A 13,678-nucleotide genomic window follows, 5' to 3' on the forward strand; every position below is an offset into this window, starting at 1 on the left:
TCGCACGGCGGGCGACGGATTTCGCGGTCAGGAATGCATCACGCCCTCTGATCGTTGACGATGTGCGTACCACCTGACGGACAACCGAAGGATCAAGAGCTCGTGAGCAGCAAGGTCCCCCCGATCACCCTCAACAACGGCATCGAGATGCCCCAGCTGGGATTCGGCGTCTGGCAGGTGCCGGACGACGAGGCCGAGCGGGCCGTCGCCACCGCCCTGGAGGCCGGGTACCGCAGCATCGACACGGCGGCGATCTACGGCAACGAGGAGGGCACCGGCAAGGCCATCGCCGCCTCCGGTCTCCCCCGCGAGGACATCTTCGTCACCACCAAGCTCTGGAACAGCGAGCAGGGCTACGACTCGACGCTGCGCGCGTTCGACACCTCGCTCGCCAAGCTCGGGCTGGACTACGTGGACCTCTACCTGATCCACTGGCCGCTGCCGTCCAAGGACGCCTACGTCGACACCTACAAGGCGTTCGAGAAGCTGTACGCCGACGGCCGCGCCCGCGCGATCGGCGTCTCCAACTTCCTGCAGCCCCACCTGGAGCGGCTCATCGCCGAGACCTCGGTGGTCCCGGCGGTCAACCAGATCGAGCTGCACCCGCACCTCCAGCAGAACGCCGCCCGCGCGTACCACGCCGAGCAGGGCATCGCCACCGAGGCGTGGTCTCCGCTCGGCTCGGGCAAGGGCATCCTGGAGATCCCGGCGATCGTCGCGATCGCCCAGAAGCACGGCCGCACCCCCGCCCAGGTGGTGCTGCGCTGGCACCTCCAGCTCGGCAACGTGGTGATCCCGAAGTCCGTGACGCCGTCGCGGATCAAGGAGAACATCGAGGTGTTCGACTTCAGCCTGGACGACGAGGACCTCGCCGCGATCAGCGCCCTCAACGAGGACCGGCGCCTGGGCCCGGACCCGGCGACGTTCGACGTGGTCTGAGCGTCACCCTGTCGGACGATCGTCCTTCCCGATCGTCACCCGATCACCACGCCGCCCCGGGACACGCCGTCCCGGGGCGGCGTGGCGTGTCCGCGCGGGGCGGGCGCCCGGGCTAGCGTCCCTGACCCGTGCACTCGTTTCCCCCAGCGCGTACCCGTTCCCGCCGTCTCCCCCTGCGGGCGGCGGCCGCCGTTCTCGCCGCCGGTGTCCTCCCGGCGCTCGCCGCCGGCCGCGGTTCCGGCGCGGCCTTCGCCCACGAGGCCTCCGTCGCATCCGCCCTCGCCCACGAGGGCTCGGTGGCCGCCGCCGACCTGCTCGCCGAGGTGCGCTCCTGCAAGCAGGTGTCGCACGGCCTGTACCGCACGGACCAGGACAAGGCCCCCGCCGTCCCCGTGTGCGGGGCGAAGGGCGCCGTGTTCTTCACCGCCGACATGGACATCGACTGCGACGGCCGCCCCAGCGCCCGGTGCAGCAGGGCCACGGACTCCTCGTTCCAGGACGACACCGCCTTCCACCAGTCCGACGGCAGGCCGCTGCGCGCCGACCGGCTGCCGTTCGTCGTCGTCCCCGGCGCGAGCGACCTCTGGGACTACCGCGCGGCGGGCGTGCGCGGCGGTGGCGTGGCGGCGGTGATCCACGACGACCAGGTCGAGTACGCGATCGTCGGCGACGTGGGGCCGAAGCAGATCATCGGGGAGGCGTCGTACGCCACCGCGGCGGCCCTGGGCCTGGACCCCGACCCGGAACGCGGCGGCACCGACGCCCCGGTGACCTACATCCTGTTCACGGGCTCCCAGGTCACGCCGCTGGAGAGCCATACGGAGGCCGTGACACTCGGCGAGCGGCTGGCCCGGGAGTTCCTGAAGAACAACTGACGCGGGGTCTCACGGGCTGCCCGGCGGGCGGTACGTCGCCGGCACCGGCCGGCGCACGCAAGGTGCGGGACGGCCGGTCAGTACGGCCGGACCGCCGTGTGGACAGTGTGGGCGGCGAGGACGAAGACGTCCGGGCGGTGGTGGACGCTCGCCGGGTCACCGGGGTCGAGGAGACGGTCCAGGGTGGCGCGGTCCTCCGCGTCCAGGTCGTCGCCGAAGTTCTCCCGCTGCCGGCCGAGGAAGGTGACGACATGGGCGCGAGCCCGGTCGGGCACGGGGGCCGGGACGTCGAGCAGGAAGGTGCGGGTGCGCGTGTGCTTGAGGCCGGCCGCCGTGAGCAGCGCCGCCCAGTCCTCGGTGACGGCGACGCTCCCGGGCAGCTCGGCGCGCATCCGGGCGAAGCGGTCCTCCTGCAGCGCGTCCAGCCGGGCCTGCAGACCGGGGCGGCCGAAACCGATGTCGCGGGGCAGGTGGCGGGCCGGCAGCCCGCCCTCCAGCAGGGCCAGCGTGCCGCCGGGAGCCAGCCGCTCGGCAAAGGCGGCGAGGGCGGCGCGCTGGTCACCGAGGTGGTGCAGGCTGCGGCTGGCCCACAGCAGGTCGGCGGGGTAGTCGAGCTCGTCCAGGGCCTCGGGCAGGTCCCCGGCCAGGGTCGCGAAGCGGTCGGCGACGCCGGTGCGCTCGGCACGCGCCCGGGCCCGCTCCAGCAGCGGGGCGGAGCCGTCGGCGGCCAGCACCCGCGCGCCCGGGAACGCCTCGGCGAACAGGCACGACACCACGCCGGGCCCGCTGCCCGCGTCGACGATCAGCCCCGGCTCGGTCACCTCCTTCCCCAGCCAGGCCAGCGCCCGCTCGTACAGGGGCGTGAACAGCTCGGCCTCCGACTCCAGGTACGCCGCCATCTCGGCCCAGTCGATGTCGGTGCCGTGGTCGTGGCCGTGGCCGTGCGCGGGGTGGTGGTGATCGTGTGCCATGGTGGTCAGCCTCTCGTCCGGATGCCGCCAGCGTGCGCCGACGCACCGCACGGCGGCCAGTGCTGTTGCCGGGACGGCAAAAACACACGTCCGGAAATGACGTCCGTGGCGAGGCCGGTGGAGCCCACCGGGTGCCGGTGCGGCCGCCGTGGCGTAAGGCCTCGCGGGGCTGCGGGTCGGCTTCGCGATCGCCCACGAGCGCGCCCGGCGGAGCCGGTGACGCTGCGGCGGACGGACGGCGACGGCGCGGCCGTCGGGTCCGCGCTCCGCCGGGGCCCGGGCCTGCGGCTTCGGCCCCGGCGGTCGCGCTCGGGGCCGGCTCCCCACTGCCGGCCCCGAGCGGTCGCTCACCGCGCTACGGCAGCGGCGGGTAGGCGTTCTGCATCAGCTGCTGGAACTGGGCGGAGAACCAGTGCCCGGCCAGCGGCGCGTTCGGCAGCGCGCCCGTCGGGTTGTTGCCGTTGCGCGCGTTGCCTCCGTAGGTGGGGTCGCACATCCGGTCGAAGCCCTTGCCCTCGTCGTTGGCGACGGCGGAGCTGGACCCGTCCGACTCGCCCGGGGGCTTGACCCAGACATAGGCGTCGATCCCGGCGGCGGGTGCCGCGGTGGGCCGTTCGCCGAGACCGGCGCCGCTCTGGTTGCACCAGTTGCCGACGTGGACGCGCCGGTCGATGCGGCCGCCGTTGACGTAGTCGTCGACGGAGGTCAGCGGGCCGGGGCCGGCCGGGCGCGCGGTGCCGCCCCAGCCGTTGCGGGAGGTGTCGATCAGCATGCCGAGACCGGAGTCGAACCCGGCCGCGACGAGCTTGTCGCGCAGCGCCTGGGCGAAGGACTGCTCGTCCACGGACTGGTTCCAGTCGACCCACTTGGACTGGCGCACGGTCTGCCCGTTGACGGTGTCGGTGACCTTGAAGTACGGCTCCTTGGTGGGGCTGTAGTTGGCGGTGTTGACGATGAACCCGGCCACGTCCTTCACGCTCGCGCCGTTGGAGGTCGCCGTGCGGTAGAACTCCTGCACCGAGGGGCCGAGGTTGGTGTCCCAGCCGAGCCAGCCGTGGTGACCGGCGTCGATGTAGTTGTAGACGTTCGGGATGGCGCCGAGCTTGTCGAGGGCGTAGCCGACGCCCTTCTCGTAGTTGCCGTTGGACTTCATGGTGACGCAGGCGTCGGTGGTGGTGCTGGTGCCGCCGGCGTTGGTGACGAGGTTGGGCAGCGAGTCGGGTTCGATGACGGTGGCGATGCGCAGGCCCGCGTACTTCGCGTCGGACAGGATCGACGCGATCGGGTCGATGTACCGGCTCTTGTACGAGTCGATGTCGTTCGGGCCGAGTTCACCGTTGGAGGCGAGGGCGGCGCAGTCACGGCCGGGCAGGTCGTAGACGACGAGCTGGACGACGAGGTTGCCGGAGCCCTTCTGCTTGAGCGCCTCGTCGAGGTGGGCGCGCAGGCCCATGCCGCCGTTCACGCCGTTGATCGCGGCGATCCGGTCGAGCCAGACGTAGGTGGGCTGGTCGGCGACGCGGCTGCCGCCCGGTTCGGCGGCGGCGTGCGCGGACCACTCGGGGTTCACGTACACCTTGGCCCCGGCGTAGGGGTTGTCCACCCGGCCGGTGGGGTCGGGCGCCGGGTCGGTCGGGGTGGGGGTGGGGTCCGTCGGGGTGGGCGTGGGGGTGCCGTCGGCCGTGCAGGTGACACCGTCGAGGGTGAAGGTGGCCGGTACCGCGTTGGCGCCGCTGTAGGACGCCTGGAAACCGAAGCTCGCCGAACCGCCGGTGGGCAGTGATCCGTTGTAGGACTCGTTGGCGGCGGTGACGGCGGCGCCGGACTGGGTGACCCTGGCGTTCCAGGCGTTGCCGATCTTCTGGTTGCCGGCGTAGGTCCACTTCAGCGACCAGCTCGACTTGGCGGCACCGTTGTTGGTGACGGTGACGGCGGCGGTGAAGCCGGTGTCCCACTGGTTCTGCACCGTGTAGCCGACGGTGCACGCGGGCGCCGCGGCCGCGGCCCCGGCGGGGACGGCCGTGAAGGCGGCCGCACCGGACCCGGCGGTCAGCGCCAGGGCGGCGATCAGGGCAAGTCTTGTACGGCTCATGGGGGGTTCCTTCTAGGTGAGGGGGGTGAGGGCGCGCAGGTGGTCGCGCAGACCGGCGCCGTAGGCGGTGGGGGTGCCGTCGTAGGAGGAGACGAGCGAGGGGCCGGTGGAGCAGTCCCAGGTGTTCCAGGTCCAGCCGAGGTAGGACAGCCCGTGGTCGTCGAACCACTTCATGACCCGGTCGACGAAGGAATGGCCGCAGGTGTTCTCGCCGAACTCCCCCGCGATCAGCGGGACTTGCGCGGCGACCGGGGCGAGGGTGGAGTTCCAGCAGCTCTCGCTCGAGCAGGTGTTGAAGTTGTACCCGTGGTACGCGGCGGCGAGATTGCCCACCGGGTCGGTGGGCCGGTACGCCGGCCACTGGCTCAGGTCGTTGGAGTAGGCCAGGCCGCCCAGCATGAGCACGTTCCTGGCTCCGGTGGCGCGCACGGCGTCGACCAAGTCCTGCATGCCGGCGACCTGGTAGCCGATTCCCGGGCAGGTGCCGCCGTCCCGCCAGCACTGCCAGGCCTGAGCGGTGGTGGAGGTGGCGCGGTCCGGGTACGGCTCGTTGAACAGGTCGAAGACGACGGCCTGGTCGCCTTTGAAGGTGTTCGCGACGGACGTCCAGAACGACGGGCTGTACTGCGCGTCCGGCATCGGCTTCTGGCAGGTGGCGGCGGCGTCGGAGCAGCCCGCCGAGTTTCCGGTGTACTGCCCGTGGGTCCAGTGCAGGTCGACGACCGGAGTCATGCCGTGCGCCTCGACGCGGGCCACCAGCTCCTTCACGGCGCTGATGTAGTGGGCGCCCGCGTACTCCGGTGCGACGCCGGCCACGCCGAGCCAGCACTCCTCGTTGAGGGGGATGCGGACCGCGTCGGCCTGCCAGTCGGCGATCGCCCGGATCGCGGCGTCGTCGACCGGGCCGTCCCAGATGCCGCGGCCCTGGACGCACATGAACTCGCCGCCGGAGCGGTTCACGCCGAGCAGCCGGCGGGTCCTGCCGCCGGCGTCGACGAGTCGGTTGCCCTCGACATGCAGGGCGGGTGCCGTGCCGCCGGAGGGCGGTGGGCCGGTGGGTCCCGGGTCGGTCGGGTCCGGGGTCGGCTGGGTGCCGGCGTTGCAGGTGGTGCCGTTGAGCTTGAAGACGGCCGGTACGGCGTTGGCGCCGGAGAACGAGCCGAGGAAGCCGGCGCTCACGCTCGCGCCGGCGCCGAGCGTGCCGTTCCAGCTCTCGTTGGCGGCGGTGACGGCCGAGCCGGACTGGGACCACCGGGCGTTCCAGCCCTGGGTGACCTGCTGACCGCCGGGGAAGTCGAAGGTCAGCCGCCAACTGCTCAGCGCGGCGGCGTTGTTGGTGATCTTCACGGCGGCCTGGAAGCCGGCGTCCCACTGCCCGGTGACGGAGTACTCCACCGTGCACGCGGGCGCGGCGGCCTGTGCAGTGACGACCGGCACGATCGCGGTGGTGAGCAGGGCGGTCGCACCGGCGACGGCCATGAGTCCTGAACGCGGGGGGTGTCTCATCGAGCGACTCCTTGCAGTTCGGGCGCGTGGTGCACACGCGCCGACTGGATGGAACCGCTCCCACTGGTGCCGAGGAAGGTAGCGCCGGGGCACCGGGATGACCAGAGGGCCCGCGGAGTTTTCCGAAAGTCGTCCTCGTCGAATCTTTTCGGCTCTTCAAGTGTCTTGACCCTCCGTCACCGCGTCCCCACTATGGGAGCGCTCCCACTGGTTCAAGCCTTGACTTCTCCGAGCCCGCACATCCCGAGCCGCAAGGAGGAACCAGCACCATGCATCCCCCACCCCGCACACGCGGAGCCGTGCGGCGGCTGACGACCGCCGCCGCGGCAGCCCTGGTGCTGACGCTGCCGATGCTCGCGAGCGGCGCGACGACCGCGCACGCCGCCGCGCTCCGGTGCAGCGTCGACTACAAGACCAACGACTGGGGTTCCGGTTTCACCGCCGACCTGACCCTCACCAACCGCGGCACCGAAGCCGTCGACGGCTGGACCCTGACCTACGCCTACTCGGGCAACCAGCAGCTGAGCAACGGCTGGAACGGCACCTGGAGCCAGTCCGGCCGGACGGTCACCGTCAAGAACGCCTCGTACAACGGCACGATCGCCGCCGGGGCGGCCGTCGGCACCGGCGCCCAGTTCACCTACAGCGGCACCAACACCGCGCCCACGTCCTTCGCGATCAACGGCACGCCCTGCACCGGCGCGCACCAGCCTCCGGTCACCGTGCTGACCAGCCCGGCCGCGGGCGCGGTCTACACGCAAGGGGACGCCGTCCCCCTCGCGGCGACCGCGGCCGCGGCGGACAACGCGTCGATCAGCAAGGTGGAGTTCTACGACGACACCACGCTGCTGGGCACGGACACCACGGCGCCGTACGCGCTCCCGGCCTCCGGTTTGACCGTGGGCAGCCATTCGCTGGTGGCGAAGGCGTACGACAGCCTCGGCGCGTCGGCGTCCTCCGCACCGGTCGGCATCACGGTCGCCGCCGGACCGTCCGTGGTCGCCTCCACCACCCAGCTGGCGGTGCAGCAGGGCAGGACGGCCTCGTACGAGATCAAGCTGTCGACCCGGCCCAGCGGGGACGTCACCGTGACCACCGCGCGGGCGAGCGGCAACAGCGGCCTGAGCGTCACCGGCGGCGCCTCGCTCACCTTCACCCCGGCCGACTGGTCGGTCCCGCAGAAGGTGACGGTCGCCGCGGACGCGTCCGGGACCGGCGCGGCGGCCTTCGAGTCGACCGCACCGGGGCTCGCGAAGGCGTCGGTGACGGTCACGCAGATCGCCGCGGCCAAGGAGTACGACGCCCGCTTCCTGGACCTCTACGGCAAGATCACCAACCCGGCGAGCGGCTACTTCTCACCCGAGGGCATCCCCTACCACTCGGTCGAGACACTGATCGTCGAGGCTCCCGACCAGGGGCACGAGACGACGTCCGAGGCGTACAGCTACCTGCTGTGGCTCCAGGCGATGTACGGCAAGGTGACGGGCGACTGGTCCAAGTTCAACGGCGCGTGGGACCTCATGGAGAAGTACATGATCCCCACCCACGCCGACCAGCCCGCCACCTCCGCCTACAACGCCTCCAAGCCGGCCACCTACGCCCCCGAGTACGACACCCCCGACGAGTACCCGGCCAGGCTCGACACCTCGGTGGCGGTCGGCTCCGACCCGATCGCCGGCGAGCTGAAGAGCGCCTACGGCACCGACGACGTCTACGGCATGCACTGGATCCAGGACGTCGACAACGTCTACGGCTACGGCGACGAGCCCGGCACGTGCGAGGCCGGACCGACGGCCACCGGACCGTCGTACATCAACACCTTCCAGCGCGGCCCGCAGGAGTCGGTGTGGGAGACCGTCCCGCAGCCCACCTGCGACGCCTTCAAGTACGGCGGCAAGAACGGCTACCTGGACCTGTTCACCGGGGACTCCTCCTACGCCAGGCAGTGGAAGTACACCGACGCCCCGGACGCGGACGCGCGCGCGGTGCAGGCGGCCTACTGGGCGGACGTGTGGGCCAAGCAGCAGGGCAAGGGCTCGGCGGTGTCCGGCACGGTCTCCAAGGCCGCCAAGATGGGCGACTACCTGCGCTACGCCATGTACGACAAGTACTTCAAGAAGATCGGCAACTGCGTCGGTCCGTCCGCCTGCCCGGCCGGCACCGGCAAGGACGCCTCGCACTACCTGCTGTCGTGGTACTACGCCTGGGGCGGCGCCGCCGACACCTCGGCCGGCTGGGCCTGGCGCATCGGCTCCAGCCACGTCCACGGCGGCTACCAGAACCCCCTCGCCGCGTACGCGCTCAGCTCCTACGCCGACCTGAGGCCCAAGTCGGCCACGGGCGCGACGGACTGGGCGAAGTCCCTCGACCGGCAGCTGGAGTTCTACCGCTGGCTGCAGTCCTCGGAGGGCGGCATCGCCGGCGGCGCGACCAACAGCTGGGCGGGCCGGTATGCCGCCCCGCCGGCCGGCACGTCGAGTTTCTACGGCATGTACTACGACCCGGCGCCCGTCTACCACGACCCGCCGTCCAACCAGTGGTTCGGCTTCCAGGCGTGGTCGATGGAGCGTGTCGCCGAGTACTACCAGCAGACGGGGAGCGCGGCCGCGAAGGCCGTCCTCGACAAGTGGGTGAAGTGGGCGCTGTCCAAGACCACGGTCAACCCGGACGGCACCTATCTCATCCCCGCCACGCTCCAGTGGACCGGGCAGCCGGACACCTGGAACGCGGCGAGCCCCGGCGCCAACGCGGGCCTGCACGTCACCGTCGCCGACTACACCAACGACGTCGGCGTGGCCGCGGCGTACGCCAAGACCCTCACGTACTACGCCGCCAAGTCCGGTGACGCGCAGGCGAAGACGACGGCGAAGGCGCTGCTGGACGGCATGTGGAAGAACTACCGGGACGCCCTCGGCGTGGCCGTCCCGGAGACCCGCGCCGACTACAGCCGCTTCAACGACAAGGTGTACGTGCCGAGCGGCTGGAGCGGCACGATGCCGAACGGTGACGCCATCGACGCGACCTCGACGTTCGCCTCGCTGCGGTCGTTCTACAGGAACGACCCGGCGTGGTCGAAGATCGAGGCCTATCTGAAGGGCGGCGCGGCGCCCGTGTTCACGTACCACCGGTTCTGGGCGCAGGCGGACATCGCGCTCGCCATGGGTTCGTACGCGGAGCTTCTCGAGTAGTCCCCGCTCTCCGTGTACGCGCCGGGCGGTCCCCGCTCTTCCAGGGGCCGCCCGGCTCCCCCGTGCTCGTCACGCAGGACGAAGGGAAGGCTGCCGGGGTTGCACCGGCTTGCGGAACGCCCGGAGCGTGAAACGCGGGTCCGGGCGGGGCAGGTCCTGGTCCGGCAGCCCGGCCAGCCGGGCCGCGTACCGCTCGGTGACCGGCGCGCCGGGCGGCAGGGTGACGAACCAGCCGCGGCGCAGGTCGGCGATCGTCCGGCGTGGGCTGCGGCCCTGACCGAGGCCCGTGAAGCGTGCCTCGCCGGCCGGGACCAGGCCGTGTTCGACCGCGTACTTCTCGACGAGGCCGGCGGCGTCCCGGGCCTCGCTCGGCGGCCGGGAGGCGAGGACGGCGTCGATGTCGCTGCCCACGTTGTGCGCGGCGGCCTTGTCGACCGTGGTGACGTACACCCCGCCGGGTGCGAGGACCCGGGCGCACTCGGCGACGGCTGCGCGCACGTCCTCCGCTGTGTCCAGCAGGTGCAGCAGCCACACGCTGGCGACCGCGTCGAACGCGGCCCGCGCGAAGGGCAGGCGGCGCGTGTCGGCGCGGACGACGGCGCCGGGCAGGCGTGCGGCGGCGTGCCGGGTCATGGTCTGTGCCAGGTCGGCGCCGGTGACGGCGAGACCGGGGCGGGCGGCGGACAGCCGGCGGGTGACGATGCCGGTGCCGCAGGCCGCGTCGAGCATCCGCCGCGCGGCCGGCGGTACGAGGCTCAGTACGGCGTCCGCCGCCGCGGCCGCCCGTGGCTCGCCGCCGCGCAAGGCGTCGTAGCGCTCGGCTTCCTTGTCGTAGTCCAGCACCGTCCGCTCCCCCTCGTCCCCGTGTGTGCCGGTCAGTCGGCCGCGTGGCCGGGGGCCAGGTCCTGGACGCGGCGCGCCAGCTCGAAGTCGAGCGCGGTGAGCGCGCCGCCGGCGCTGTGCGTGCTGACCGTGAGGGAGACGGTGTTGTAGCCGAGGGTCAGGTCGGAGTGGTGGTTCAGCTCCTCCTGCACCTGGGCGATGTGGATGACCATCGCGGTCGCCGCGAAGTGGGAGGCCAGCCGGTAGGAGCGGGCGAGGCGGTCTCCGTCCAGGGACCAGCCCGGCAGCTCGGCCAGCCGGTCCTCGATCTCCTTCTGCGACAGCGGTTCGACGGCCATGCCGGGCTCCCTTCAGCGGTGTCGCGGTACGCGTCCAGCCTGCCACAACGCGGCGCCCGGAGAACCGGGCGACGCGGCACGTCCGGTGCGGCGGAGCCCGGATCCGGCCGCGGGGGCGTCGGCGACGCCGTGAGGGGTCTGCGGCGAGCCGGTGCGGCGCGGGCGCGAGAGGGCACCGGGCGCCCGCGAGCGGCGCCCGCCTCGGCTACGGTCGTGCCCATGACCACTGTCGCGTCCGGCACCGCCGCCTCCCCCACCGCCCCCGCCGGCCAGGGCGTCGGCCCGCTGCTGCGGGCCTGGCGGGTGCGGCGGCGGATCAGTCAGCTGGAGCTGGCGCTGCGCGCCGACTCCTCCGCCCGGCACATCTCCTTCATCGAGACGGGGCGCTCGCGGCCGAGCGAGGAGATGGTGCTGCGGCTGGCCGAGCACCTGGAGGTGCCGGTGCGGGAGGTCAACGCGCTGCTGCTGGCGGCCGGTCACGCACCGCGCTACCGGCAGACACCTCTGGACGACCCGGCACTCGGTGCGCTGCGGGACGGCATGGAGCGGCTGATCCAGGGCTACGAGCCGTATCCGGCGCTGGTGGTGGACGGGCTGTACACGGTCCAGGCGGCGAACCGGGGCATCATGATGTTGTTGGACGGCGTGGACGAGGGGTTGCTCCAACCGCCGTTGAACGCGATGCGGTTGACGCTGCACCCGCGGGGCATGGCGCCGCGGATCCGGAACCTGCGCGAGTGGCGCGGTCATCTGCTGGCGCAGATGGAACGGCAGATCGCGCTGCAGCGCTCGGAGGAACTGCGGGAACTGTACGAGGAGGTGGCGGCCTACCCGGTGCCCGAGGCTTCCGCGGCGGACGCCGAGCCGGAGGAGCCCTATCCGTATTTCGCGCTGCCGCTGCGGATCGAGCACGAGGGCCGGGTGCTGTCGTTCATCTCGTCGATCTCCACGTTCAACACGCCGATGGACGTCACGGTCGCCGAGCTGGCGATCGAGACGTTCCTCCCGGCCGACCCGGCCACGGTGAAGTACCTTCATGCACTGGGTGATTGACGAGACGCGGCACTGGGGAGGACGGCGTGAGCGAGCGGCGGCCCGCGCCCACGGTGGGCCAGGTGGTGCTCGGCAGGCGGTTGCAGGAGCTGCGGGAGGCGGCCGGGCTCAAACGCGAGGAGGCCGCGCAGGTGCTGCGGGTGGCCCCGGCGACCGTGCGGCGGATGGAGACGGCCGAGGTCGCGCTGAAGATCCCGTACGTGCAGGTGCTGCTGGAGACGTACGGCGTCGGTGCGGCGGAGGCCGCGCAGTTCGTGGCACTGGCGGAGGAGGCCAACCGGCCCGGCTGGTGGCAGCGCTTCCACGACGTGCTGCCGGACTGGTTCAGTCTGTTCGTCAGCCTGGAGGGCGCGGCGAGGCTGATGCGTTCCTACGAGCCGCACTTCGTGCCGGGGCTGCTGCAGACGGAGGGCTACGCGCGTGCCGTGCTGGAGTCCGGCACGATCGGGCGGCGCAGCCCCGAGGCCACGGAGCGGCACGTGATGCTGCGCATGGAGCGGCAGCGGCTGCTGGAGCGCCCGGACGCGCCGCATCTGTGGGTGGTCATGGACGAGACGGTGCTGCTGCGCCCGGCGGGCGACGACCCGGCGATCATGCGGGAGCAGCTGGAGAAGCTGCTGGAGTTCGGCGAGCGCGACAAAGTCACGTTGCAGGTGGCCGAGTTCGCCGCCGGGCCGCATCCGGGGACGTACGCGCCGTTCTCGCTCTTCCGCTTCGCGGAGCCGGAGCTGCCCGACATGGTGGTCTCCGAGTACCTCAGCGGCGCGCTGTACCTGGACTCGCGCCCGGAGGTGTCGGTGCACCTGGAGGTGCTGGACCATCTGACGACGCACGCCGCGTCGGCCGACCGCACGAAGAAGATCCTCACGGACCATCGTGACCGCCTGGGCTAGGAGGAGCCCGCGCCTGTCCGGATCCGGGCCCGCGGCGCGCCGCGCCGCCGCGCAGGCGGGCAGCGGAGGTGCTTCGACCTCGACGGGCGGGGAGGGAGTGGGGACGCGTCGTGCCCGTGTACGCGGGGGTCGCCCGCAGGCCCTGACCGCGCCCGCCCGCCGCCTCCCCTCCACCCTGACCGGCGCGCCCGCCCGCCCTCTCCCCTTCCCCCGTGGGCGCAGACCCCGCTGACCCGTACGGATGCGCTGGGCAGGTGCCGGGGCCCGGCCGCCCCTAGCGTCGGGGCTGAGGGTGAGCGAGGGAGGGCCCGTGACCGACACGCGCACACCGCCGGCCGAGCCGGGCGCGGCCCTGCTGCGCGCCGGCCGGTTCTTCCGGCCGGGCACGCCCGCCCCGGACCTGTCCACCTGCTGCGCCGCAGGCAGACCGCGGACGACGAAGCCGAGGTGGCCGACCCGAAGGAGGCACCCTGATGCCCTCGGACGCCGTGCTGTACCAGGCGGCCGCACTCTGCCTGACCTATCCCGACGACGACCTGTTCGCCCGGCTTCCGCTGCTGCGCGAGGCGGCGCCCCAGCTGCGGGTGTTCACCGACCACGCGGCCGTCACCGAGCCGCGGGAGCTGGCCGCGCACTACGTGCGGGTCTTCGACCCGAAGAACCGGCACAGCCTGTACCTGAGCCGGTGGCGTGACGGCGACACCCGGCGCCGCGGGATGTCGCTGGCCCGCATCAAGGAGCAGTACCGGGCGCACGGCCTTCAGTTCACGGACGAGGAGCTGCCGGACTTCCTGCCCGCGGTGCTGGAGTTCACCTCCCGCACCGGCGACACCGGGCTGCTCACCGAGTACCGCGACGGGCTGGAGCAGCTCCGGGCGCGGCTGACCGCCTTCGGCACCCCGTACGCGGCCGTCCTGGACGCCGTGTGCGCCGCGCTGCCGCCCGCCCGTCCCGAGGTGCGCCGATGACCACCCTGCCCT

At 72.4% G+C, this 13,678-nt stretch carries 11 protein-coding genes; 6 read left to right on the forward strand and 5 right to left on the reverse strand.

Features of this window, described 5'->3' with window-relative positions; all coding sequences use genetic code 11:
* Positions 1 to 102 precede the first annotated feature (102 nt).
* Both AB0E88_RS10465 and AB0E88_RS10470 read left to right on the forward strand, forming a co-directional pair.
* Positions 103 to 939, forward strand: coding sequence for an aldo/keto reductase (locus AB0E88_RS10465; protein WP_361627083.1), 837 nt, complete (start codon positions 103 to 105; stop codon positions 937 to 939).
* A gap of 128 nt (positions 940 to 1,067) precedes the next feature.
* Positions 1,068 to 1,814, forward strand: coding sequence for a glycoside hydrolase family 75 protein (locus AB0E88_RS10470; RefSeq protein WP_361627086.1), 747 nt, complete (start codon positions 1,068 to 1,070; stop codon positions 1,812 to 1,814).
* Between the two features lie 77 nt (positions 1,815 to 1,891).
* Here AB0E88_RS10470 and AB0E88_RS10475 read toward each other — a convergent pair whose 3' ends face one another.
* The 3 genes from AB0E88_RS10475 to AB0E88_RS10485 all read right to left on the reverse strand — a co-directional run bounded on the left by AB0E88_RS10475 (position 1,892) and on the right by AB0E88_RS10485 (position 6,383).
* On the reverse strand, positions 1,892 to 2,785 hold the full coding sequence (locus AB0E88_RS10475; protein WP_361627089.1) for a methyltransferase domain-containing protein: 894 nt from the start codon (positions 2,783 to 2,785) through the stop codon (positions 1,892 to 1,894).
* Positions 2,786 to 3,140: 355 nt separating this feature from the next.
* Positions 3,141 to 4,877, reverse strand: a complete 1,737-nt coding sequence (locus tag AB0E88_RS10480) for a glycoside hydrolase family 6 protein (protein WP_361627092.1) — start codon at positions 4,875 to 4,877, stop codon at positions 3,141 to 3,143.
* A gap of 12 nt (positions 4,878 to 4,889) precedes the next feature.
* Positions 4,890 to 6,383, reverse strand: coding sequence for a cellulose binding domain-containing protein (locus AB0E88_RS10485; RefSeq protein ID WP_361627095.1), 1,494 nt, complete (start codon positions 6,381 to 6,383; stop codon positions 4,890 to 4,892).
* Positions 6,384 to 6,652: 269 nt separating this feature from the next.
* Between AB0E88_RS10485 and AB0E88_RS10490 the strand changes: the two genes are divergently transcribed.
* The gene (locus AB0E88_RS10490) at positions 6,653 to 9,571 is read left to right on the forward strand and encodes a glycoside hydrolase family 48 protein (protein WP_361627098.1); all 2,919 of its coding nucleotides are present in this window, start codon (positions 6,653 to 6,655) and stop codon (positions 9,569 to 9,571) included.
* Between the two features lie 69 nt (positions 9,572 to 9,640).
* On the opposite strand, the gene AB0E88_RS10495 is transcribed toward AB0E88_RS10490, so the two are convergent.
* On the reverse strand, positions 9,641 to 10,414 hold the full coding sequence (locus tag AB0E88_RS10495; RefSeq protein WP_361627101.1) for a class I SAM-dependent methyltransferase: 774 nt from the start codon (positions 10,412 to 10,414) through the stop codon (positions 9,641 to 9,643).
* 32 nt (positions 10,415 to 10,446) lie between these two features.
* Positions 10,447 to 10,752: a 4a-hydroxytetrahydrobiopterin dehydratase gene (locus AB0E88_RS10500; protein WP_361627104.1), complete on the reverse strand. Its 306-nt coding sequence runs from the start codon at positions 10,750 to 10,752 to the stop codon at positions 10,447 to 10,449.
* 219 nt (positions 10,753 to 10,971) lie between these two features.
* Between AB0E88_RS10500 and AB0E88_RS10505 the strand changes: the two genes are divergently transcribed.
* The 3 genes from AB0E88_RS10505 (at position 10,972) to narJ (ending at position 13,666) form a co-directional block, all read left to right on the forward strand.
* A complete protein-coding gene (locus AB0E88_RS10505) occupies positions 10,972 to 11,805 on the forward strand; it encodes a helix-turn-helix transcriptional regulator (protein WP_361627107.1) in 834 nt (277 codons plus the stop codon).
* 26 nt (positions 11,806 to 11,831) lie between these two features.
* Positions 11,832 to 12,698 (forward strand): helix-turn-helix transcriptional regulator, encoded by an 867-nt coding sequence (locus AB0E88_RS10510; RefSeq protein ID WP_361627110.1) that lies wholly within the window; start codon positions 11,832 to 11,834, stop codon positions 12,696 to 12,698.
* A gap of 473 nt (positions 12,699 to 13,171) precedes the next feature.
* Positions 13,172 to 13,666: a nitrate reductase molybdenum cofactor assembly chaperone gene (gene narJ / locus AB0E88_RS10515; protein ID WP_361627113.1), complete on the forward strand. Its 495-nt coding sequence runs from the start codon at positions 13,172 to 13,174 to the stop codon at positions 13,664 to 13,666.
* The last annotated feature ends 12 nt before the right edge of the window (positions 13,667 to 13,678 follow it).

Source organism: Streptomyces sp. NPDC028635 (genome assembly GCF_040637635.1).
In the GTDB taxonomy this organism is placed as follows: Bacteria; Actinomycetota; Actinomycetes; order Streptomycetales; family Streptomycetaceae; genus Streptomyces.